General features: G+C 62.2%; 25 protein-coding genes. 22 read left to right on the top strand and 3 right to left on the bottom strand.

Annotated elements, in window-relative coordinates:
• Window positions 1-75 precede the first annotated feature (75 nt).
• From PMI40_RS13025 to coq7, 10 genes are all read left to right on the top strand, one after another.
• Window positions 76-1,989, top strand: coding sequence for an ABC transporter ATP-binding protein/permease (locus tag PMI40_RS13025; RefSeq protein WP_008116083.1), 1,914 nt, complete (start codon window positions 76-78; stop codon window positions 1,987-1,989).
• Window positions 1,990-2,073: 84 nt separating this feature from the next.
• Complete coding sequence (locus PMI40_RS13020) at window positions 2,074-3,054, top strand: LysR family transcriptional regulator (RefSeq protein ID WP_008116081.1); 981 nt, start codon at window positions 2,074-2,076, stop codon at window positions 3,052-3,054.
• A 310-nt stretch (window positions 3,055-3,364) separates the two neighbouring features.
• A complete protein-coding gene (locus PMI40_RS13015; RefSeq protein WP_008116079.1) occupies window positions 3,365-4,657 on the top strand; it encodes a Glu/Leu/Phe/Val dehydrogenase in 1,293 nt (430 codons plus the stop codon).
• Window positions 4,658-4,737: 80 nt separating this feature from the next.
• Window positions 4,738-5,661 (top strand): amino acid ABC transporter substrate-binding protein, encoded by a 924-nt coding sequence (locus PMI40_RS13010; RefSeq protein WP_008116077.1) that lies wholly within the window; start codon window positions 4,738-4,740, stop codon window positions 5,659-5,661.
• Window positions 5,662-6,129: 468 nt separating this feature from the next.
• A complete protein-coding gene (locus PMI40_RS13005; RefSeq protein WP_008116076.1) occupies window positions 6,130-7,077 on the top strand; it encodes an amino acid ABC transporter substrate-binding protein in 948 nt (315 codons plus the stop codon).
• A 212-nt stretch (window positions 7,078-7,289) separates the two neighbouring features.
• Window positions 7,290-8,039 carry an amino acid ABC transporter permease gene (locus PMI40_RS13000; RefSeq protein WP_008116074.1) on the top strand — a complete coding sequence of 250 codons (750 nt, stop codon included), beginning with the start codon at window positions 7,290-7,292 and terminating at the stop codon, window positions 8,037-8,039.
• 3 nt (window positions 8,040-8,042) lie between these two features.
• Window positions 8,043-8,738 carry an amino acid ABC transporter permease gene (locus tag PMI40_RS12995; protein WP_008116072.1) on the top strand — a complete coding sequence of 232 codons (696 nt, stop codon included), beginning with the start codon at window positions 8,043-8,045 and terminating at the stop codon, window positions 8,736-8,738.
• A 66-nt stretch (window positions 8,739-8,804) separates the two neighbouring features.
• Window positions 8,805-9,533 carry an amino acid ABC transporter ATP-binding protein gene (locus tag PMI40_RS12990; protein ID WP_008116070.1) on the top strand — a complete coding sequence of 243 codons (729 nt, stop codon included), beginning with the start codon at window positions 8,805-8,807 and terminating at the stop codon, window positions 9,531-9,533.
• A gap of 181 nt (window positions 9,534-9,714) precedes the next feature.
• A complete protein-coding gene (gene pyrC / locus PMI40_RS12985) occupies window positions 9,715-10,749 on the top strand; it encodes a dihydroorotase (protein ID WP_008116069.1) in 1,035 nt (344 codons plus the stop codon).
• Between the two features lie 23 nt (window positions 10,750-10,772).
• Window positions 10,773-11,399, top strand: coding sequence for a 2-polyprenyl-3-methyl-6-methoxy-1,4-benzoquinone monooxygenase (coq7, locus tag PMI40_RS12980; protein WP_008116067.1), 627 nt, complete (start codon window positions 10,773-10,775; stop codon window positions 11,397-11,399).
• A 7-nt stretch (window positions 11,400-11,406) separates the two neighbouring features.
• Here the strand turns inward: coq7 and PMI40_RS12975 are convergent, their stop codons facing one another.
• A complete protein-coding gene (locus tag PMI40_RS12975; protein ID WP_008116065.1) occupies window positions 11,407-11,865 on the bottom strand; it encodes an OsmC family protein in 459 nt (152 codons plus the stop codon).
• 556 nt (window positions 11,866-12,421) lie between these two features.
• On the opposite strand from PMI40_RS12975, the gene rplM reads away from it, so the two are divergent.
• From rplM to erpA, 6 genes are all read left to right on the top strand, one after another.
• On the top strand, window positions 12,422-12,850 hold the full coding sequence (rplM, locus tag PMI40_RS12970; protein ID WP_006461967.1) for a 50S ribosomal protein L13: 429 nt from the start codon (window positions 12,422-12,424) through the stop codon (window positions 12,848-12,850).
• Window positions 12,851-12,859: 9 nt separating this feature from the next.
• The gene (gene rpsI / locus PMI40_RS12965) at window positions 12,860-13,252 is read left to right on the top strand and encodes a 30S ribosomal protein S9 (RefSeq protein ID WP_008116057.1); all 393 of its coding nucleotides are present in this window, start codon (window positions 12,860-12,862) and stop codon (window positions 13,250-13,252) included.
• A 199-nt stretch (window positions 13,253-13,451) separates the two neighbouring features.
• Window positions 13,452-14,489, top strand: a complete 1,038-nt coding sequence (argC, locus tag PMI40_RS12960) for an N-acetyl-gamma-glutamyl-phosphate reductase (protein WP_008116055.1) — start codon at window positions 13,452-13,454, stop codon at window positions 14,487-14,489.
• Window positions 14,490-14,512: 23 nt separating this feature from the next.
• Entirely contained in the window at window positions 14,513-15,217 is a 705-nt protein-coding gene (locus PMI40_RS12955; RefSeq protein ID WP_040502027.1) for a DUF6776 family protein, read from the top strand.
• Window positions 15,218-15,226: 9 nt separating this feature from the next.
• Window positions 15,227-15,622 carry a polymer-forming cytoskeletal protein gene (locus PMI40_RS12950; RefSeq protein ID WP_008116051.1) on the top strand — a complete coding sequence of 132 codons (396 nt, stop codon included), beginning with the start codon at window positions 15,227-15,229 and terminating at the stop codon, window positions 15,620-15,622.
• A gap of 50 nt (window positions 15,623-15,672) precedes the next feature.
• Window positions 15,673-16,038: an iron-sulfur cluster insertion protein ErpA gene (erpA, locus tag PMI40_RS12945; RefSeq protein ID WP_008116049.1), complete on the top strand. Its 366-nt coding sequence runs from the start codon at window positions 15,673-15,675 to the stop codon at window positions 16,036-16,038.
• Between the two features lie 112 nt (window positions 16,039-16,150).
• Here the strand turns inward: erpA and hemL are convergent, their stop codons facing one another.
• Both hemL and PMI40_RS12935 read right to left on the bottom strand, forming a co-directional pair.
• On the bottom strand, window positions 16,151-17,437 hold the full coding sequence (gene hemL, locus PMI40_RS12940) for a glutamate-1-semialdehyde 2,1-aminomutase (protein ID WP_008116046.1): 1,287 nt from the start codon (window positions 17,435-17,437) through the stop codon (window positions 16,151-16,153).
• Between the two features lie 27 nt (window positions 17,438-17,464).
• Window positions 17,465-18,295: a hydroxymethylpyrimidine/phosphomethylpyrimidine kinase gene (locus PMI40_RS12935; protein WP_008116044.1), complete on the bottom strand. Its 831-nt coding sequence runs from the start codon at window positions 18,293-18,295 to the stop codon at window positions 17,465-17,467.
• Between the two features lie 124 nt (window positions 18,296-18,419).
• Here PMI40_RS12935 and PMI40_RS12930 point away from each other — a divergent pair, with 124 nt between their 5' ends.
• The 6 genes from PMI40_RS12930 to PMI40_RS12905 form a co-directional block, all read left to right on the top strand.
• Window positions 18,420-18,572 carry a rubredoxin gene (locus tag PMI40_RS12930; RefSeq protein ID WP_040502026.1) on the top strand — a complete coding sequence of 51 codons (153 nt, stop codon included), beginning with the start codon at window positions 18,420-18,422 and terminating at the stop codon, window positions 18,570-18,572.
• Between the two features lie 360 nt (window positions 18,573-18,932).
• Window positions 18,933-19,334, top strand: a complete 402-nt coding sequence (locus PMI40_RS12925) for a response regulator (RefSeq protein ID WP_008116039.1) — start codon at window positions 18,933-18,935, stop codon at window positions 19,332-19,334.
• 31 nt (window positions 19,335-19,365) lie between these two features.
• Window positions 19,366-19,731, top strand: a complete 366-nt coding sequence (locus PMI40_RS12920) for a PleD family two-component system response regulator (protein WP_008116037.1) — start codon at window positions 19,366-19,368, stop codon at window positions 19,729-19,731.
• Window positions 19,732-19,761: 30 nt separating this feature from the next.
• Window positions 19,762-20,346, top strand: coding sequence for a chemotaxis protein CheW (locus PMI40_RS12915; RefSeq protein WP_051001809.1), 585 nt, complete (start codon window positions 19,762-19,764; stop codon window positions 20,344-20,346).
• 76 nt (window positions 20,347-20,422) lie between these two features.
• The gene (locus tag PMI40_RS12910) at window positions 20,423-22,606 is read left to right on the top strand and encodes a methyl-accepting chemotaxis protein (RefSeq protein ID WP_008116033.1); all 2,184 of its coding nucleotides are present in this window, start codon (window positions 20,423-20,425) and stop codon (window positions 22,604-22,606) included.
• A gap of 13 nt (window positions 22,607-22,619) precedes the next feature.
• On the top strand, window positions 22,620-22,992 hold a 373-nt coding region (locus tag PMI40_RS12905; protein WP_008116031.1), incomplete at its 3' end, for a hypothetical protein.

Below are 22,992 nucleotides of genomic sequence, written 5' to 3'. Positions count from 1 at the left end.
GGTAGCTTTGCAATCACCTGTTCCATGGATTGCAAGTCCGCACCGTTATCCAGCCACCCATTCCTCGATCAATTCATGCGTCGCCAATCAGCTCATCCGTCTGCTCCATCCGGTCCGCCCGCTCCCCGTTACCGTAGCGACTGGACCGTCATCCGAACCCTGCTGCCCTACCTGTGGACCTACAAGTGGCGGGTGGCGCTGGCCCTGGGTTTCCTGGTGGGGGCCAAGCTGGCCAACGTGGGTGTGCCACTGGTACTGAAGCGGCTGGTCGACGCCATGACGGTAACGCCTGCGCATCCCGTGGCGTTGCTAGTGCTGCCGCTGGGCCTGTTGGCCGCCTATGGTGCATTGCGGCTGGCGACCTCGGTCTTTACCGAGTTGCGCGAGCTGATGTTTGCGCGGGTCACGCAGCGTGCGGTGCGGACCATTGCGTTGCAGGTATTTCGCCACCTGCATGCGCTGTCGCTGCGCTTTCACCTCAATCGCCAGACCGGTGGCATGACCCGCGATATCGAGCGCGGCACGCGCGGTGTGTCGACCCTGGTGTCGTACACCCTGTTCTCGATACTGCCCACCATCATCGAGATCCTGCTGGTGCTGGGTTACCTGCTGCTGCATTACGACATCTGGCTGTCGGTCATCACCGGCGGCGCGCTGCTGTTCTACATCGGCTTCACGGTGACGGTGACCGAGTGGCGCACGCATTTCCGGCGCACCATGAACGATCTCGATTCTCGCGCCAATACGCGCGCCATCGATTCGTTGATCAACTACGAGACGGTCAAGTATTTCGGCAACGAGGACTTCGAGGCACGCCGCTACGACGAGGGCCTGCAGCGCTACGAGAGCGCAGCGGTCAAGTCGCAGAGTTCGCTGTCGCTGCTCAACACCGGTCAGTCGGCCATCATCGCCATCGCCGTCACGCTCATCCTGTGGCGCGCCACGGTGGGCGTGATGAACGGCACCATGACGCTGGGTGACATGGTGCTGGTCAATGCCTTCATGATCCAGCTCTACATCCCGCTCAATTTCCTGGGAGTGCTGTATCGCGAGATCAAGCAGAGCCTGGCCGATATGGAGCGCCTGTTCGCGCTGCTGGAAGAGAACCGCGAAGTGGCCGACCGGGTAGGCGCGGCGCCCTTGAAGACCGATGGCGCGGCGCTGCATTTCGAGCACGTCGATTTCAGCTACGAGCGCAAGCGCCAGATCCTGTTCGATGTCGACTTCGTGGTGGCGCCCGGCACCACCACCGCCGTGGTCGGCCATAGTGGATCTGGCAAGTCGACCTTGTCGCGACTGCTGTATCGGTTCTACGACGTCGATGGCGGCGCGGTGCGCATCGATGGCCAGGACCTGCGCAACGTGACCCAGGCTTCGCTGCGCCAGGCCATCGGCATCGTGCCGCAGGACACGGTGCTGTTCAACGACACCATCGAGTACAACATCGCCTATGGCAAGCCCGGCAGCAGCTTTGACGACATCGTAGCGGCGGCCCGCGCGGCCTACATCCACGACTTCATCGAATCGCTGCCCGATGGTTACGCCACCATGGTCGGCGAGCGGGGCCTGAAGTTGTCGGGCGGGGAGAAGCAACGGGTGGCGATTGCCCGCACCCTGCTCAAGGACCCGGCGATCCTGATTTTCGACGAGGCCACCTCGGCGCTCGACTCGCGCGCCGAACAGGCGATCCAGCAGCAGCTGTCGGACATTGCCCGCGAGCGCACCACGCTGGTCATTGCGCATCGCCTGTCGACGGTGGTCGAGGCCGACCAGATCCTGGTGCTGGAGCATGGCCGCATCGTCGAGCGCGGCACCCATCCGACGCTACTGGCCATGGGCGGGCACTACGCACAGATGTGGCAGCGCCAGCAAGCCAGCGCCGACGACGATGCCGACCAGGACTCGCCGCTGCCCGCGCCGTCGCTGGCGGCAGGCGACGCGGGGCCGCCGCGCGAGGCCAGCATCCTGGTGCCGCCGACGCTGCGCTAAAAGCGGGTGCTGCTGGTGTTGCGGCCGGTGCTGCGGCACAATTGGCGCTTGGCGTGATTTAAAAGAACCAGAAACGGACGTGTGATGGAAAGCAAATGGCTTGAGGATTTCGTTTCGTTGGCCGAGACCCGCAGTTTCAGTCGCTCGGCCGAATTGCGCCACGTCACGCAGCCGGCATTCTCGCGCCGCATCCAGTCGCTGGAGGCCTGGCTGGGCACCGACCTGATCGACCGCACCTCCTATCCGACCCGGCTTACCGCCGCCGGCGAGGTGTTCTACGAGCAGGCCGTCGAGATGCTGGGGCAGATCAACAATACCCGTGCGCTGTTGCGCGGCAAGCGTCCCACGGCGCAGACCACGGTCGATTTTGCGGTGCCACATACGCTCTCGCTGACCTACATGCCGAAGTGGCTCAGTTCGCTGGAGTCCGGCTTCGGCTCGATCAATACCCGTCTCATCGCCCTCAACGTGCACGACGCCGTGATGACCATCGTCGAGGGCGGTTGCGACCTGCTGCTGTGTTACCACCACCCGCGCCAGCCGGTGCAGCTCGATGCCAGCCGCTACGACATGCTGACCATGGGCACCGAGACGCTGCGGCCGTACTCGCGTTGTGACCGCAACGGCAAGCCCGACTATGTGTTCCCGGGTGGTTCGCGAGCGCCCCTGCCGTTCCTGTCCTACACCAGCAATGCCTATCTGGGGCGCATGGTGGAGTTGATGATGGCCGACATCAAGCGGCCCCTGCACCTGGAAAAACACTACGAGACCGACATGTCAGAGAGCCTCAAGATGATGGCTCTGGAAGGCCATGGCGTGGCTTTCCTGCCCGAGTCGTCGGTGGTGCGCGAGGTGCGCAACCGGCAACTGGCGCGTGCCGATGGCGCCACCGCCGACTGGGAGGTCGAGATGGAAATCCGGCTCTATCGCGAACGCCCAACCGCGCAGCGCGCGGGCAAGGCGATCGTGGCGCGCCTATGGGAGTACCTGGTCGACCAGGACCAGGTGCGCCACGAGCGGCAAAAGGCGTCGGCACGGGGGCGCGCCGGCGACAAGCGGGAATAGGCGGAAAGATGCGCGCGGCGGCCGGCGCCGCACCTGGAAATGCGGCGGCATGCGGCCTGCAGCGGGACTTTCGACGCGTTATGCACGATGTGCATAGTTGCATGCAGACAAAGCATTAGCCTTGCGATAGGCGGCTGGCTACGATGGCGTCGCTGATTTAGACGGCTATTTTCCGAGTGTTTTTCGCTGTTATTCTAGGTGAATTCCGGTGGCATACTGCGCTGTGGCGTCCGCCTTCCTGCGCGGCCATCGGCATCGGTTTTTTTGCAGCGTACTGAACAGCACGGCAAACCAAAGGAGCGATTGCATCATGTCGAACGTACCTAATCACGAAGTGCCTTCCTATCTTGTCCCGCACGGCATCGGCCCGTGGGGCGTCTACCTCGAACAGATCGACCGCGTCACGCCCTATCTGGGCTCGCTGGCGCGCTGGGTCGAAACCCTCAAGCGTCCCAAGCGTATCCTGGTGGTCGACGTGCCCATCGAGCGCGATGACGGCACCATCGCCCACTTCGAGGGCTATCGCGTGCAGCACAATACCTCGCGCGGCCCCGGCAAGGGCGGCGTACGTTTCCACCAGGACGTGACGCTGTCCGAAGTGATGGCGCTGTCGGCCTGGATGACGGTCAAGAACGCGGCAGTCAACGTCCCCTACGGCGGCGCCAAGGGCGGTATCCGGGTCGATCCCAAGACCCTCTCGCGTGGCGAGCTGATGCGCATGACGCGTCGCTACACCAGCGAGATCGGCATCATCATCGGCCCCAGCAAGGACATCCCGGCGCCTGACGTCAATACCGATTCGCAGATCATGGCGTGGATGATGGACACCTATTCCATGAACCACGGCAGCACCTCGTCGGGGGTGGTGACCGGCAAGCCGATTTCGCTGGGTGGCAGCCTGGGCCGCCATGAAGCGACCGGGCGCGGCGTGTTCGTGGTCGGCTGCGAGGCGGCCGCCAAGCGCAACCTCGAGATCAAGGATGCCAGGGTCGCGGTGCAGGGTTTCGGCAACGTCGGCGGCATCGCCGCACGCCTGTTCTCGGAAGCCGGTGCACGCGTGGTGGCGGTGCAGGACCACATCACCACCGTCTTCAATGCGGGCGGCCTGGATGTTGCCGCGCTGCAGACCTACGTCGCCCAGAACGGCAGCGTGAAGGGCTTTGCGGGAGCCGACGAGATCACCGACCGTGCCCAGTTCTGGTCGGTCGATTGCGACATTCTGGTGCCGGCTGCACTGGAACAGCAAATCACCGAAGCCAATGCGGGCCAGATCAAGGCCAAGATCATCCTGGAGGGCGCCAATGGCCCGACCACGCCGGCGGCCGATGATATTCTGCACGACAAGGGCGTGCTGATCGTGCCCGATGTGATTGCCAATGCGGGTGGCGTGACGGTCAGTTATTTTGAATGGGTTCAGGATTTCTCGAGTTTTTTCTGGACCGAAGATGAAATCAACCTGCGCTTGACGCGTATCATGCGCGAGGCGTTTGCCGCAGTGTGGCAGTTGGCCGAAGAGAAGAACGTGTCACTGCGCACTGCGGCGTTCATCGTGGCGTGTACGCGCGTATTGCAGGCTCGGGAGATGCGGGGTTTGTACCCGTAATCGGCATCGTCCGGGGCTTTCTGGCAAGTACGACGGCACGCTAAGATCGTCGGCTTGCAACATGCATCGAGGGAGGAGACGTGGTTGGTGTGCGCGCTTGCGTGCGCCGCGTGTTGGTCGCGCGGCGCGCCTGTTGGTTCGTTGCGGTGCTGGCATTGGCATGCCAGGCATCGCTGTCGGCGCATGCCGAAGAGACGGTCGACAAGATCCGCCGCACCCATACGCTGGTGGTCGCCTATGCGCCCAATCAATTTCCGTTCGTCAGTGTCGAGGACGGCCAACCGGTCGGTTATGCGATCGACATCTGCAACCGGATAGCGGATGGCTTGCGCCGCGAGTTGCGCCTGCCGCAGCTGCAGGTACGTTATCTCGAGGTCGACACCCGCAGCCGTTTCGACGCCATCGCCGACGGCCAGGCCGACATCGAATGCGGCACCACCACCAATAACGCCGCGCGCCGCAACCGCTTCGCCTTCACCATTCCCCATTTCTTCACCACCACCCGCATGATGGTGCGGCGCGACTCGGGCATCCGCAGCTGGCGCGATCTGCGCGAGCGGCGCGTGGTCATGGTGCGTGGCACTTCGGTCGTGCCCTATGCCAAGGCGCGCGATGCCTCCGGACTGCTCAATATCCAGTGGGTCCAGATCGACCGTGAAGCCGATGCCATGAGCATGCTGCAGCAGGCCCAGGTCGACGCCTACGCCGACGACGACGTGATGCTGTATTCCTACCGCAGCATGGCAAGCGATCCCGGCGCGCTGGTGATCGTGGGCGAGGCGCTTTCGGTCGACCCGTATGCCATGATGATGCGACAGGATCCGGCCTTCAAGGCGCTGGTCGACCGCGAGATGGTGCGCATGATCTCGACGCGCGAAATCCATGCCCTGTACCGCCAGTGGTTCCTGGCGCCGGCCGGCGGTGGGCGCGTTGCGATGAACCTGCCGATGGGTTATCTGCTGCGCGATTCCTTCAACTTCCCGACCGACAAGGTGGCGCAATGATGCACTATTGGCTTTCTGGCATGGATATTGCTGAAGTGGAAGGATCGCGGCGGGGACTGCGGCAATCCGATATTGCAGGGCCGGCACGGCAATGAAAGCATTGCCGGTCCGCGCCAGGATGTTGGAGTAACATGCGCCTCGCGCGGGGCGCCCGGCCGGGGGCAAATGATGTTTATTGCACACAGGCGGGCGGTTCCGGCAAAGAGGGCGGCGCAGAATGGCGGCAATGTCGTAAAATGCCGCCCGCCGACATGGTTGCCCAAGAATTTAGCCCTGCCTGCCGCAACTGGTCGTCTCGATGGCGACCGGCCTGCAGGCGGGGCTGAAACAAGCCAGCAAAGATGTGGCTATTATAACAAGAAGAGGCATGGCAAGAAGGCCAGCAAGCCCGATTCCCAGGGACGGCATAACTGTTTTTGGAGTAGGGCTTTTGGTACACTACGTAAAATTTTTCCAGGAGGTCACACAATGAAGTTATTGAAGCTAGCAGGGGTTTTGGTCGGCGCGAGCGTGCTGATGGGTTCTGTTCACGCAGAAGAATTCACCGGCAGGCTCAAGAAGATCAAGGACAGCGGCACCCTGACGCTGGGCGTGCGCGATTCCTCGATTCCCTTCTCCTACCTTGACGACAAGCAGTCCTACCAGGGCTACTCGATCGACCTGTGCCTGAAGGCCGCCACCGCGATCCAGAAGACCCTGGGCCTAACAGCGCTCAACATCAAGATGGTTCCCGTGACTTCCGCGACCCGCATTCCGCTGATCGCCAACGGCACCACCGACATCTCGTGCGACTCGGCCACCAACAATGAAGAGCGTTGGAAGCAGGTCGACTTCTCGGTGACCGAATTCGTGACCGCCAACAAGTTCCTGTCGAAGAAGGCCGCCAACCTGAAGACCCTGGATGACCTGAAGGGCAAGACCGTGGTCTCGACCTCGGGTACCTCGAACCTCAAGCAGATCACTGCGCTCAACACCGAACGCAACCTGGGCATGAACATCCTGGCCGCCAAGGACCACGCCGAAGCGTTCCTGATGGTCGAGACCGGCCGTGCTGCAGCGTTCGTGATGGATGACATCCTGCTGTCGTCGCTGGCTGCCAACTCCAAGGCGCCCGGCGACTACCAGGTGTCGACCGAGGCCTTGTCGGTCGAGCCGTACGGCCTGATCCTGCCACGCGGCGACAAGCCTTTCAAGAAGGTGGTCGATGATGCGCTGACCGTGGTCTACAAGGGCGACGACATCAAGAAGATCTACGGCAAGTGGTTCCAGGCTCCGATCCCACCGAAGGGCGTCAACCTGAACGTGCCGATGAGCCCGCAGCTGCAAGCAGTGATGGCAAAGCCGACCGACTCGTTCGATCCGGCCGCGTACGCTGCCGTGCCGGAAGCCCAGAAGAACCAGGGCAAGAAGAAGTAAATCGGCAATCGGCCCGTGGCGCACCGGCAGTCGGTGCGCCACGGCCTGCCTGATGCGACGAAACGGGGGCCTGTCCCCCGTTTTGTTTAACCGGATGCAATGCGCATTGCCATGGTGCAATGCGGGCGCCGGTGTGACCGGAACACGCGGATGCGGCATTTGCCTGGTGCCGCGCCGACATACAGACTCGAAACGTAGAGACGAGGCCATTTATGCAATACAACTGGAACTGGGGAATCTTCTGGGAGATGTCTCCCGACGGGGTTCCCTACATCGATACGCTGCTGGCAGGCCTGAAATGGACCCTTGCCACCGCGATCTTCGCCTGGATCATGGCGCTGGCCCTGGGCACCATCTTCGGTACCTTGCGTACCACCAGCAAGCCCTGGGTAGTGCGCCTGGCCAACGGCTATGTGGAGCTGTTCCGCAATATTCCCCTGCTGGTGCAGATGTTCCTCTGGTATTTCGTGGTACCGGAACTGCTGCCCGCTGCCATCGGCGACTGGCTCAAGGGCCTGCCCAATGCATCGTTCGTGACCGCCGCCCTGGCGCTGGGTTTCTTTACCTCCTCGCGGGTGGCCGTGCAGGTCACCACCGGTATCCAGGCCTTGCCGCGCGGCCAGCGCATGGCCGGCGCCGCGCTGGGCCTGACCCCGACCCAGACCTATCGCTACGTGCTGCTGCCGATGGCGTTCCGGATCATCATCCCGGCCCTGACCAACGAGTTCGCCGCGATCATCAAGAACAGCTCGGTGGCGTTGACCATCGGCCTGGTCGAGCTGACTGCCGCCACCTACTCGATGCGCGAGTTCACGTTCCAGACCTTCGAGGCCCTGACCGGCGCCACCATCATCTATCTCATCATCTCCATCATTGCGCTGCTGCTGGCGCGCCTGCTGGAACGAGTCACGGCGGTCCCTGGATATATTTCCAGCGGTAGCTCCAGCGCGGGAGGGCATTGATCCATGTTCAGCAATTTCGACTTCAACGTCATCGAGCGTTCGTGGTTCTACCTCTTCACCACCGGCCTCAAGTTCACCCTGGTGCTCACGTTCTCGGCCATGGCCGGCGGTATCATCATCGGCACCCTGCTGGCGATGATGCGCCTGTCGAGCAACAAGCCGCTGTCGTTCATCGCCACCACCTATGTCAACCTGATCCGCTCGATCCCGCTGGTGCTGGTGATCTTCTGGTTCTATTTCCTGGTGCCGTTCATCGGGGCGTGGATCATCGGCGCATCCGAGCCGATCCAGGTCGGCGCGTTCCAGTCGGCACTGATCACGTTCATCCTGTTCGAGGCGGCGTACTACTGCGAGATCATGCGTTCGGGTATCCAGTCGATCCCGCGCGGCCAGGTCTTTGCCGGCTACGCCATCGGCATGAACTACTGGCAGATGATGGGCAACGTGGTGCTGCCCCAGGCCTTCCGCAACATGACGCCGATCCTGTTGACCCAGACCATCGTGCTGTTCCAGGACGTGTCGCTGGTCTACGTGCTGGGTTCGGTGCCGGACTTCGTCACCAGCGCATCCAAGATCGCGCAACGTGACGGCCGGCTGGTCGAGATGTACATCTTCGTCGCGGTCGTGTACTTCGTGCTCAGCTTTGGCCTGTCGCAGCTGGTCAAGCGCTTCCAGAAGAAGATCGCCATCATCCGCTAAGCCACATGACGGCGCGGCCGCGGCGCGCGGCCGGCGTCAACGAACTCAGAAATCCAGGAGAAACAAATGATTGAACTCAACAACGTCAGCAAGTGGTACGGCAGCTTCCAGGTCCTGACCGACTGCTCGACCTCGGTCAAGAAGGGCGATGTGGTGGTGGTGTGCGGCCCGTCCGGCTCGGGCAAGTCGACCCTGATCAAGACCGTCAACGGCCTGGAGCCGTTCCAGAAGGGCGTCATCACCGTCGACGGCGTGTCCGTGGGCGATGCCAAGACCAACCTGTCCAAGCTGCGCGCGCGCATCGGCATGGTGTTCCAGAACTTCGAATTGTTCCCGCACCTGTCGATTCGCGACAACCTGACCATCGGCCAGATCAAGGTGCTGGGCCGCAGCAAGGAAGAAGCCACCGAAAAGGGCTTGAAGTACCTGGATCGCGTGGGCCTGCTGGCGCACAAGGACAAGTTCCCGGGCCAGTTGTCGGGCGGCCAGCAGCAGCGCGTGGCGATTGCCCGTGCGCTGTCGATGGATCCGATCGCCATGCTGTTCGACGAACCCACTTCGGCGCTCGACCCGGAGATGATCAACGAAGTGCTGGACGTGATGGTGGGCCTGGCCCAGGAAGGCATGACCATGATGGTGGTGACCCACGAAATGGGCTTTGCCCGCAAGGTCGCCAACCGTGTGGTGTTCATGGACAAGGGCGTGGTCGTCGAGGATTGCGCCAAGGATGAGTTCTTCGCCGCACCCCGCTCCGAGCGCGCGCGCGACTTCCTGGCCAAGATCATCACCCACTAAGTCGTCATCGCCGCGCCCGGCGTCGACCAGGCGTGCAAGAGGCCGTCCGTTCGCGGACGGCCTTTTTTCATTTGTCCGACATCAAGCACCGGTGGCACGCCGGCGCTGCACCGGCGACGGCTACGGTAGAATATCGGCCTTGAACAGCCGCCGTACGCCAACAGAGCAGAAAGACATCGCAATGCGCAACGAGATCACCATCACCCGCCCGGACGACTGGCATTTGCACCTGCGCGACGGCGCCACCATGGCCGACGTGCTACCGCACACCGCACGCCAGTTCGCGCGCGCCATCGTCATGCCCAACCTGAAACCGCCGGTGACCACCACCGCCCTGGCCGGCCAGTATCGCGACCGCATCCTGGCGGCGCTGCCGGCAGGCATGCAGTTCGAGCCGCTGATGGTGCTCTACCTGACCGACAATACCCCGCCCGACGAGATCCGCCGCGCCGCCGACAGCGGCTTCGTCAAGGCGGTCAAGCTGTATCCGGCCGGCGCCACCACCAATTCGGCCGCCGGCGTGACCGATCTCTCCAGGTGCTACCAGACGCTGGAGGTGATGCAGGAGCTTGGCCTGCCGTTCCTGGTCCATGGCGAAGTGACCGATCCGGACATCGACCTGTTCGACCGCGAGGCAGTCTTCATCGATCGCATCATGAAGCCATTGCGCCAGGCCATGCCGGAGCTGAAGGTGGTGTTCGAGCACATCACCACCAAGGATGCCGCGCAGTACGTGCTGGCGGGCGAGGGGCCGACGGCGGCCACCATCACCGCGCACCACTTGCTGTACAACCGCAACGAGATGTTCAAGGGCGGTATCCGGCCGCATTACTACTGCCTGCCGGTACTCAAGCGCGAGACGCACCGCCAGGCGCTGGTGGCCGCAGCCACGTCGGGCAATGCGCGTTTCTTCCTGGGCACCGATTCGGCGCCGCACGCCAAGGGCTTGAAGGAACACGCCTGTGGTTGCGCCGGTTGCTACACCGCGCTGCATGCGCTGGAGCTCTATGCGCAGGCATTCGACCAGGTCGATGCACTGGACCGCTTCGAGGCCTTCGCCAGCTTCAACGGCCCCGATTTCTACAACCTGCCGCGCAACCAGGGCAGCATCACCCTCAAGCGCGAAAGCTGGACCATCCCGGCCGAGTTGCCGATGGGCGACAGCACCGTGGTGCCGCTGGCCGCCGGCGACGAGCTGCAGTGGAAGATGCTTTGACGAACACGAGGGCGTAGACAACCATGCAATTCATCGACCGTTTGATTACCGATCTGGACAAGGCGCTGCGCGTGGTCAGTGGGGTGGTGTTCGAGAGCCGTCCCAATCCCGGGCGGGGTCTGGCCGACGGCGTCATGAGCGATGCCGAGAAGCGTCATTCGGCCGGGCTGATGCGGATCAACAACGTGGGCGAGGTATGTGCCCAGGCCCTGTACGACGCCCAGGGTCGATTTGCGCAAAAGGCGGAGATCAAGCGCCAATTCGAGCGTGCCGGCATCGAGGAAGAGGATCACCTGGCCTGGACCGCGCAGCGACTGCAGGAACTGGGGTCGCGCACCAGCCTGCTCAATCCATTGTGGTACGCCGGTTCCTATGTGCTGGGGACCATTGCCGCCCGCGTGGGCGACGACCGCAACCTGGGCTTCGTGGCCGAGACCGAACGCCAGGTCGAACTGCACCTGATGAGCCACCTGGAAAAACTGCCGGCACAGGACAACAAGTCGCGTGCCATTGTCGACCAGATGCGCCAGGACGAGATCGAGCATGGCGAGGCTGCCAAGGCACTGGGAGCGGCACCGATGCCGGCGCCCATCAGCGGTGCCATGAAAGCCATGTCCAAGGTCATGACCTCGGTCGCCTATTACGTCTGAACGCCGCTTACTTCGGCGTTGGCAGCGGCGGTGGCGGCTCGGTCAGGTCGTCGATGATCTCGAAGGTGTGCGTCATCTCGGCGGTCTTCTCGAGCATGATCGAAGCCGAGCAGTATTTCTCGTGGGACAACTTGATGGCGCGCTCGACCACGTTGGCCTTCAGGTTGCGCCCGCGCACGGTGAAGTGGAAGTGGATCCTGGTGAAGACCTTGGGATCGCTGTCGGCCCGTTCCGATTTCAGGCTCACGTCGCAGCCGCGCACGTCCTGGCCGCTCTTGCGCAGGATCACCACCACGTCATAGGCGGTGCAGCCGCCGGTACCGGCCAGCAGCACTTCCATCGGGCGCGGCGCCAGGTTGCGGCCGCCGCCATCGGGCGCGCCGTCCATGGTCACCAGATGGCCCGAGCCGGTTTCGGCGGTAAAGGTCATGCCGGACAAGCCGGTCCAGCGCACTGTGCATTCCATCTGCGTCATCCCTAGAATCAAAAGAGGTGCGTATTGTAGCCAATGTCGCGTCGGGCTGCGTTCGCCAGGTGCGCCCGCCTCCAGGAGCGGGGCACCGTGCTGCGATGCGCAATCGTGCCCGGCGGAAATGCGAATGCTCTGCCTTGGAAGCTACGGCAGAGTCGCGCAGACCCAACACCGTTGCGCATTACAGCTCATCCTGAAAAAAAGATGAAAACAATATTGCGTCGCACAAGGTGCTTTGCTATATTGAATTCAACGGAAGTCTTGCAGTACGTACCATGTCTCCTCCACCCTCCTCATTGGTGTGGATTAAGCCCGGAACCTGAGTGTCCGGGTTTTTTTTGTCTGCTCGCCTGGCACACGCTGCCACCACGCCACGAATTGCGTGAAACCTTTTGACGCTAAGTCCTTGAAAAGGCTATAATTCTCGGCTTTCCCATGCGCTCGGGAAGATAAAAGGATGAGTCCGGCCGACCTGATGGCCCGTAAAACCGGGGTTGATGATCGAACGGAACCGCCATTTGAGCGTTTATTTTCATTATGAAAGTCAAACATGAAGACCTTTTCCGCTAAAGCACATGAGGTGCAGCGTGAGTGGTTCGTGATTGACGCGACGGACTTGGTCCTCGGACGTGTTGCCAGCGAAGTGGCACTCCGACTGCGCGGCAAGCACAAACCCGAATTTACTCCGCACGTCGATACCGGTGATTTCATCGTGGTCGTCAACGCTGGCAAGCTGCGCGTCACCGGCACCAAGGCCACCGAGAAGACCTACTTCCGTCACAGCGGCTATCCGGGCGGCATCTACGAAACGAATTTCCTGAAGATGCAACAGCGTTTCCCCGGCCGTGCGCTGGAGAAGGCTGTCAAGGGCATGCTGCCCAAGGGCCCGCTGGGCTACGCCATGATCAAGAAGCTGAAGGTTTATGCAGATGGCAACCATCCGCACTCCGCTCAGCAACCGAAACCCCTCGCGCTCTAAGGAACAGACATGATCGGTAACTACAATTACGGAACCGGCCGTCGCAAGAGTGCAGTGGCGCGCGTTTTCATCAAGACCGGCTCCGGCAAGATCGTGGTCAACGGCAAGCCTGCCGCCGAGTATTTCTCGCGCGAAACCGGCCTGATGGTGATTCGCCAGCCGCTGGAACTGACCGGCAACGTCGAGCGCTTTGACATCATGGTCAACGTGCACGGTGGTGGCGAGTCCGGCCAGGCTGGTGCCGTTCGTCACGGTATCACCCGCGCCCTGATCGACTACGATGCAGCCCTGAAGCCGACCCTGTCGAGCGCTGGCTACGTCACTCGCGATGCGCGTGAAGTCGAACGTAAGAAGGTTGGTCTGCGCAAGGCACGTCGCGCAAAGCAATTCTCGAAGCGTTAATCTGCACGATACGTGGTACGGAAAGCCGCCTGGTTCTTGCCAGGCGGCTTTTTCGCTTTGGGCGGCGGGCGGTTGTCGTGCCGATGGCAAATAACTGTCCATCGAAAACCGACAGGAAATATTCTCCTGCTAAAATTGCCTGCTTCCTGGGGTTCCTTCGGGATGGACCCCCAATTTGCTTCTACTGCAAGGACTAGACATGATCAAGGTTGGTATCGTCGGCGGCACTGGTTATACCGGCGTCGAATTGCTGCGTATTTTCGCCACGCATCCGCAAGTCACGGTGCAATCCGTCACTTCCCGCAAGGAAGACGGCTTGCCGGTGGCCGAGATGTATCCTTCGCTGCGCGGCCGCGTCGATGTTGCCTTCTCTTCGCCCGACAAGGCCAAGCTCACCGATTGTGACGTGGTGTTCTTTGCCACGCCGCATGGCGTGGCGATGGCCCAGGCGCCCGAGCTGGTGGCCGCTGGCGTGAAGGTGATCGACCTGGCGGCCGACTTCCGCATGCAGGACGTCGCTTCATTCGAAAAATGGTACAAGCTGCCGCACAGCTGTGCCGACCTGCTCAAGCAAGCCGTCTACGGCCTGCCCGAACTGAATCGCGAGGCCATCCGCACGGCACGCGTGATCGGCAACCCGGGCTGCTACCCGACCACCATGCAACTGGGCTTTGCGCCGCTGCTCAAGGCTGGCGTGATCGATGCTTCGCAGCTCATCGCCGACTGCAAGTCGGGCGTGTCCGGAGCGGGCCGCAAGGCGGAACTGCCGCTGCTGTTCTCCGAGGCATCCGATAACTTCAAGGCCTACGGCGTATCCGGGCACCGTCATTCGCCGGAGACCGTCGAGCAACTGTCGCGCCTGACCGGCGACAAGATCGGCCTGATCTTCACGCCGCACCTGGTGCCGATGATCCGTGGCATGCATTCGACCCTGTATGCGCGCCTGAATCGCGATATCGACAATGCCGCGCTGCAGGCGCTGTTCGAAGACGCCTACAAGGACGAACCCTTCGTTGATGTGATGCCTTTCGGCTCCCATCCAGAAACCCGCACCACACGTGCCTCGAACATGTTGCGCCTGGCCGTGCACCGGCCCGACAACGGCAACACCGTGGTGGTGCTGGTGGTGCAGGACAACCTGGTCAAGGGTGCTTCCGGGCAGGCCGTGCAGTGCATGAACCTGATGTTCGGCCTGGATGAGACGACCGGCTTGCAACAGGTCCCGGTCTTGCCGTGAAGTACCGGCTGTGGCAGCGGCGCTTGACCATCTCGGCGCCGAAGATGACCATCAAGCGGCACCTGCCCTGGCCGCTGCTGGCGTTGCTATGGACCGTGGCGCTGGCGGTGGCGGTGGCCGTCGCGGTGTGGACCTACCAGTTGGGCAGCCGGGCATTGCCCGGCTTGCAGGGCGAAAGCGGCGAGCAGGTCGAACTGCTGTCGGACCAGGTCAAGAAACTGGCGGCCGAGAATGAACGGCTGCAAAGCGCCGCCAATGCCTCCCAGAACGAACTGAAGATCGCCCAGACCGCACAGTCGCAACTGGCGGTGCAGGTCAAGAACCTGGAAGCCGAGAACAACCGGCAAAAGGAAGACCTGGCCTTCTTCGATAGCCTGCTGCCCACCAACCTGGGCGTGCCGGGCATCACCATCCAGCGTTTCAAGGCCGAGCTGGCCGGCCCGAGCCAGGTGCGCTATCGTGTGTTGGTCATGCAGGGCGGTGCTGCCACGCAGCAGTTTGCTGGCAATTTACAGCTCAGTATCACGATTTGGCAGGCGGGCAAGAGTGCTATCATCAATTTTCCGGAGGCCAATTCGACCGACCTGGCGCGCTACAGGCTCGCGTTCAAGTACTACCAGCGGGTCGAGGGTGTGGTGAATCTGCCGGAGGGTGCGACCATCAAGTCGGTTGCCGTTCGTGTTCTTGACCGAGGCCAGGTGCGTGCCCAGCAATCGGTGGATTTGTGAGGTGATTTCATGTTCGGACGCAAGACCAAAAGTACCATCGACAGCCTGATCGGCATGTCGACCTCGGTCAAGGGTGATGTCGGTTTCAAGGGTGGCCTGCGTATCGATGGCCAGATCAACGGCAACATCAATGCCGAGAGCGGCCAGCCCAGTGTGCTGGTCATTTCGGAGCATGCCAAGGTAGTGGGCGAGGTGCATGCTGCGCATCTGATCGTCAATGGCGAGATCGTCGGCGACGTGCATTCGTCGGAACTGCTTGAATTGCAGCCGAAAGCCCGCATAACCGGTAACGTGTACTACAAGGCGTTGGAAATGCACGGAGGCGCGCTGGTCTCCGGCAAGCTCAGCCATGACCAGGTGGGCGAAACGCCATTGCTTAAGCTCGCCGCGTCGGCTGAAGCATGAAAATCCTCCAGCGCTTATAATGCAATCCATTGCCCAAGCAGGAGCCAGAAATGAATGCCGTAGCCGAACTGCAACATACCGAAATGCCTACTCCGATCGCCTTCAGCGACAGTGCCGCCGCCAAGGTCGCGCAGCTGATCGACGAGGAGGGCAATCCTGACCTGAAACTGCGTGTCTTCGTGCAAGGCGGCGGTTGCTCGGGTTTCCAGTACGGATTTACCTTCGACGAGATCGTCAACGAGGACGACACCACGATGTCCAAGAACGGCGTACAGCTGTTGATCGATTCGATGAGCTACCAGTACCTGGTGGGCGCCGAAATCGACTACAAGGACGACCTCGAAGGTGCGCAATTCGTGATCAAGAATCCAAACGCCACCACCACCTGCGGTTGCGGTTCATCGTTTTCGGTGTAACGCCGGCAGGCAGGTCGGCCGACTTGCCGACCGCTGTTACGCCTGGATGAAAAAAGGGGCGCCATCTCGATGGTGCCCCTTTTTTGTGCCGCATGATCGGTGCAGGGGCGAATCAGCCCAGTTCTGCAAACGCCTTGGTCGCGATGGCAATGGTTTCGTCGATAATGGCATCGTCATGACGCGCCGAGACGAAGCCCGCTTCGAATGCCGACGGCGCCAGGTAGACACCGGCGGCGAGCATCTTGTGGAAGAAGCGGTTGAAGCGTTCCTTGTCGCCCCGCATGACCGCGGCATAGCTGCCCGGCACGGTCGATGCGAAGTACAAGCCGAACATGCCGCCCACCGCATCTGCGACGAAGGTGACGCCAGCCGCACCGGCGGCGGCAGTCAAGCCGTCGGTCAGGCGCCTGGTCTGGCGCCCGAGGTTTTCGTAGAAACCAGGCTGCTGGATGATCTTCAGCGTGGCCATGCCGGCGGCCACGGTAACCGGATTGCCCGATAACGTTCCGGCCTGGTATACCCCGCCCAACGGCGACAGGTGCTTCATGATGTCTGCACGTCCGCCAAAGGCGGCTACCGGCAAGCCGCCGCCGATCACCTTGCCCAGCGCGGTCAGGTCAGGACGGATGCCAGTGAGCTGCTGGGCGCCACCCAGCGCCACCCGGAAGCCGGACATCACCTCGTCGAAGATCAGGATGGCGCCATGCTCGGTACAGAGCCGACGCATCGCCTGCAGGAATTCGTCACTGGCGCGTACCAGATTCATGTTGCCGGCCACCGGCTCGACGATCACGCAGGCGATCTGGTCGCCGGCCGCCTTGAAGGCCTCTTCGAGCTGCTGGGTATCGTTGTAGTCCAGCACCAATGTGTGCTTGGCGAAGTCCTCGGGCACACCGGCCGAGGTCGGATGACCGTTGGTCAGCATGCCGCTGCCGGCCTTGACCAGCAGCGAATCGCCGTGACCGTGATAGCAACCCTCGAATTTGATGATCTTGTCGCGGCCAGTGGCGCCGCGCGCCAGCCGCAGCGCACTCATGGTGGCTTCGGTGCCGCTCGAGACCAGGCGCACCTGTTCGATCGAGGGCACCAGCTTGACGATCTCTTCGGCCATCACGATCTCGGCCTCGGTCGGTGCGCCGAAGGACAAGCCACGGGTGGCAGCCTGCTGCACGGCCAGCACCACATCCGGATGGGCATGGCCGACGATGGCAGGGCCCCAGGAACCGATGTAGTCGATATAGCGCTGTCCTTCGGCGTCCCAGAACCAGGGACCTTCGGCGCGCTCGATGAAACGCGGGGTGCCACCTACCGAGCGGAAAGCCCGTACCGGCGAATTGACGCCGCCGGGTGTGCTGGCCTGGGCTCGCGCAAATAATGATTCATTGGTGTTGGTTGCCATGTGTATTCCAGTTGCAAAAAGGGGGTCTCAGTTCGGCGCGCCTGGTTCGTCGGCCTCGCGGGCCCAGAAATAACGGTCGGGGACCAGTTTGCCCATTCCCAGGCGCTGTGCATTGGCCAGCGCGGCCAGTGTGAATTCCTGCGCCTCGGCGACCGCCTGGGGCGCCTCGAGCCCATTGGCCAGCATCGCCGCGATGCCCGCCGAGAGCGTCGCGCCGGCACCGGTGAACGAGCCCGGCAAGCGGGGCCGCGTGTCCTGGCGCACCAGGCCGGAGATATCGAAGAGCGAGTTGGAGACTTCCTGCAGGTCGGTCTGGGTATTGGTCACGAACAGGTATTCGCAGCCCATCTCGATGATGCGTGCCGCGTCCAGTTCAAGCGCCTGGCCCGGAACCGGCTCGCGCCAGGTTTCGGCCAGCCGTGTCAGCTCGCTGGCCGAGACCAGCACCAGCGTGGCCTGCGGGATGAGCAACTCGCGCACGGCGATGACCAGGTCTTCTTCTTCCTCGTGGCCCGCCAGGGACGACGTGAAAGGATCGAGGATCAAGGGCACGTCCGGATAGTCCGAGACGATCTCGGCAATCACCGAGATATTCTCGAGGCTGCCCACGGCCCCGACCTTGAATGCGCCCACCGCCATGTCTTCGAGGATGACGCGCGCCTGGTCTGCTACCCAGTCGACATCGATGACCTGCACGTCTTCGGTACGCGCAGTGTCGCCGATGAGCAGGGAAGTCACCACGGACAAGCCATGGCAGCCCATGGCAGCGAACGTGGCAAGGTCAGCCTGGATGCCGGTAGCGCCCACCGGATCGGCCGCGCCGAAGGTCAGGATAAGAGGGGAGGTTTGGTTTTGCACGTCGAGTAGATTAAGATATCGTGTTTGGCGCTTGCTTCATGACGAAGCGATGCCAAGCATTTTACTTGAATTGATTTGAGGGATAGTCAGCGTGAGCAATAGCCAAGCCGAATTCAAAACATGGATGTGCCTGATCTGCGGTTGGATCTACGATGAAGAGGCCGGTCTGCCGGAAGAGGGCATTGCGCCTGGTACTCGCTGGGATGACGTGCCCATCAACTGGACCTGCCCGGAGTGCGGCGCACGCAAGGAAGACTTCGAACTGGTCGAAATCTGAAACGACCGCCGGGCTGCGGTGGCGTGATCATGTCACGCGCCGCCGCCGTCTCCTGGCGGCGACGAACCGTCACCAGGGCTGCTGCCATCCCCCGCCTGACGGCCACCAGGCCGGCTTCGCTGCGTGTTGACCTGCATCAACAGGCGCGATCATTCTAATGATTCCATGATGTCTTTCGGCAATGCCGTACTGCACAGTTGCGGATCGCACTCAAACTTGTTTGTTCATCGATAACCTGTCGGCTTGACCCGACGTTCCAGTGTTTTCAATAAACCCGGGAAGTTGCTGTTGTTTCTGCTCTAGATCGCAGGTTCATTTGCTAGAGTGGGAAAGTACGTCATGGCAACAGCCGGAGAAAGCATGATCAATTCGACGCTTCGGGCGAAACGTAAAATACTGGTGGCCGATGACAGCAGCGCCGTACGGCACAACTTGTCCCGCCTGCTCGGCGACGCCGGCTACGACGTATTGACCGCGGCCAACGGTATCGAGGCCTTGGCGCAACTGGGGGCGCAGCACGTCGACCTCGTCATATGCGACGCCGACATGGCGCCGCTGGATGGACGTCATATCTGCATGTTGATACGCCGCAGCGCGCGTCATGCCGGCCTGCCGGTGGTCATGCTGTCGGCGCGGGAACGGCCCTTCGACAGCGCCCGCAGCGCCATGGCCGGCGCCGACCAGCTGTTGGGCAAGCCGGTCAACGAGACGGTGTTGCTGCAAATCACGCGAGCCCACGTCGACGGAGTCGATGCCGTCTGACGCGGTCCATTCATTGGCAACAGGGGTCTGCATGCGAATAAAAAAAGTGCTGGTGGTTGATGATTCGGCGACAGATCGTTACGTGCTGACAAGCATCCTCGAGAAGAACGGCTTTTGCGTTGCTACTGCCGACAGCGGTGACGAAGCCTTGCAAAAGATCCGCGAGGACAAACCCGAACTGGTGTTGCTCGATGTGGTGATGCCGGGCAAGAACGGCTACCAGATCACACGCCAGATCGTGCGTGATCCCAGCACCAGGGACCTGCCCATCATGATGTGCAGTGTCAAGGCGCAGGAGACCGACCGCATATGGGCGTTGTGCCAGGGGGCCTGCGATTACATCGTCAAGCCGGTCGACCCCGAAGAGCTGCTGGCCAAGATCCACGCCATCGAATGAGTTCACGGTTGTCCATCCTACAATGCAGGCATGCACGAAAGTCCGACAATGAATAACGGCAGGATCGCCCGCGACGCCGCGCAGGCTTCGCCATTCGAGGGGCTACAGGCTTTCCAGGCGTCGTTGCTGGAGCGCATGGAGGCGGCCAGCAGCGAACAATCGTACACCCGGCGCCTGGCGGTACTGATCGGCGACGTGCCTTGCCTGGTCAACCTGGCCGAGGCCGGTGAAATCATCCCACTGTCGACCCTCGACAAGGTCACGCGCGTTCCCTTGACGCTGCCCTGGTACCTTGGACTGGCCAACATCCGCGGCAACCTGGTCGGTATCACCGATCTGGCCATGCTGGCGGGGGCCCCGCCGCAGGTCGCGGCGCCGGCCAGCCGGGTGCTGGTGCTGTCGCCCACGCTGGCACCCAACTGTGGCTTGTTGCTGGCATCGGTGCTCGGGATGCGCCAGATCTATGATATGAAAGAAATATCGAAAGCGAGTGATGGCGATCTCAAAATACCGGGAGTGATGCGGCATCATAAGGATTCAGAGGGAACTGAGTGGCGGGAGTTAAGTCTGGTATCGCTGTTGAACGACGACAGGTTCCTCCACATCGGGCGCTGAAGGCAGGCGTGGCGCCCCGCCGCAGGGGGCAGGCAACAGCGGCGACATCAAAACAAATCGTACAGGAGCACCAGCCATGGCATTGAGTCTGCCGCGTCTACCGAAGAACAAGAAATCGCGAGTGGACCAGGGCGAGGTCGTCTTGTCCCGCCCGCGCATGCGCAGGACCAGGCTGCCGCTGATCAGCCGCTTTTCGTTGCGCACCCAGACCCGCATCCTGTTGTTGCTGCTCCTGCTGTCGCTGGCGGCGACCTTGCTGCTGCTCTGGCTTGAATCGCGCAGCTATATCCATGTCACGCTGCAGGCCCACATCACCTCCGACCTGGTCATGCACTCCCAGCGCATCGGCAAGGCCGTACCCAATGCAATCCAGGGCAACCGCGAAGCCTTTGCGCAATTGCGCGAGAGCCGCAATGAATTCAACCTCGGCCTGGGCCTGCTGGCCAACGGTGGCAAATACCAGGGCGACGTGATCCAGGCACCTACGCCAACCTTCAAGCCGGTGCTCGAAGACGTGCAAAAGATCTGGGACCATACCAACCAGGCATCGCAGACCATCCTCAAGCTCGAAAGTGAACTGACCGGGTTCGGCGTGACCCTCAAGCGCCTGAACCTGATGCTGCCCACCTTGCTCGACCTGAGCGAGCAGATCGCCATGCTGCAGTCCCAGGGGGTGGCCGGTCCGCGCGAGATGAGCACGGCCAGCATGCTGGTGCAGTTGACCTTGCGACTGGGCCGCAGCTCCAACGAGTTCCTGACCTCCGAAGGCGTCAATCCCGAGACCGCCTTCCTGCTGGGCAAGGACGTCAATACCTTTCACGACATCATCGACGGTTTTCTGCATGGCAGCGAGCTGTTGCGCCTCAAGCCGGTGGCCGACAAGGAAACCCGCGAAAAGCTGCTGGAACTGGAAAAGGTGTTTGGCGAATACCAGCCCCAGGTCGCCGGCATTCTCGGCAACCTGCAGAATTTCATTGCCGCCAAGCAATCTGAGCAACTGGTCTTCGTCGAGAACGAAACGCTCAAGCAGCACCTGACGGTACTGCAGAACGACTACCGGGTCGCGCAGGAATCCCGCTCCTGGCTGTTCTGGTGCATGCTGGCCGGTATCGCCTGTGCATTGCTCAGTGGCGTGGGAATCGCGCTGGTACAACTGCAGAGCAGTCGCGACAATGCCGCCGAGGCTGAAGCCCGCCGCCAGGAGGCCGATGCCCAGCGGCTGCAGGCGCAGCAGCAGGAAGAAAAGGCGATGCGCACCAACGTGGCCAACCAGGCGGCCATCCTGCGGTTGATGAATGAATTGCAGAAGGTGGCCGATGGCGACCTGACGGTACACACTACCGTGTCGGAAGACATCACCGGGGCCATTGCCGATTCGGTCAACTATACCGTCGAGGCGCTGCGCGGGCTGGTGGGGCAGGTTACCCAGATGGCCACCAAGGTGGCCGCCACCTCGGACCATGTGCGCAGCACCACCACCGAACTGGCCAGCGCGGCCCGGATGCAGGCGCGTCGGATCCAGGAAACCGGGCAATCGATGCTCGAGATGTCGATCCAGATCACCGATGTCTCGATCTCGGCCAACGAATCGGCCGACGTCGCGCGCCATTCGGTGGTGGTCGCCGAGCGTGGCGCCAAGGCGGTGGAAGATGCGGTCAAGGCCATGAACGAAATCCGTGAACAGATCCAGGAAACCTCCAAGCGCATCAAGCGGCTGGGCGAATCGTCGCAGGTGATCGGCGAAATCACCGAGCTCATTTCCGACATCACCGAGCAGACCAACGTACTGGCGCTCAATGCGGCCATCCAGGCGGCCTCGGCCGGCGAGGCAGGACGTGGCTTCTCGGTGGTGGCCGAAGAGGTGCAACGCCTGGCCGAACGCTCCAGCGCCGCCACCCGCGAGATCGGCGCGCTGGTGCGGATGATCCAGACCGACACCCACGACGCCGTGGCGGCGATGGAAAAATCCACCGCCGGCGTGGTCGAAGGGGCGGTGCTGTCGGATGCCGCCGGTGCTGCGCTGTCCGACATACGGCGCGTGTCCAATCAATTGGCCGAGCTGATCCAGGGCATGTCGTCGTCGACCGAGCAACAGGCCATCTCTGCCAACGGCGTGGCGCAGAACATCCAGAGCATCCTGAGCGAAAACGAGATCATCGAGCAAAGCCGCGAACAGGTTTCCGCGCTCTACAACGAGCTGTGGGACGCCGCCAAGCAGCTGGAAAACTCGGTGTCGCGGTTCCGGGTCACGGTGTCCTGAGGTCGGCGCCACGATGGACGCCCCGACCCCCATGGCCGAGCGCGCAGATCCGGATCACACCGGCATCCACGGCGACGCCCTGGACGCGGGCGCCGCCATGGCCCAGCTATCGGACAGCCTGCGCCTGCTGGCACCGGCGCTGCACCTGGCGCTGGACCGCATCCTGGCGCATTTTTCGCCGGCCGTCGGCGCCGGCACCCCGCCCAGCTGCAGCGAGGAGCTGGCGCAGCTGTGCAATCAGATCGACCAGTTGATCCACGTGCTCCAGGTGGTCGATGCGACCGCGGCCGTGCAGTTGCTGTCGCGATTGCGTGCCTTGCTGGTGCATTGCGCGCACGATAGCGACCCGTCCGAGCTGCAGCTGACGTCGTCGCAGGCGGCCGCCG

It is taken from the genome of Herbaspirillum sp. YR522 (assembly GCF_000282575.1).
Taxonomy (GTDB): Bacteria; Pseudomonadota; Gammaproteobacteria; order Burkholderiales; family Burkholderiaceae_D; genus Herbaspirillum.
This window is presented reverse-complemented; position numbering and strand designations above follow the sequence as displayed.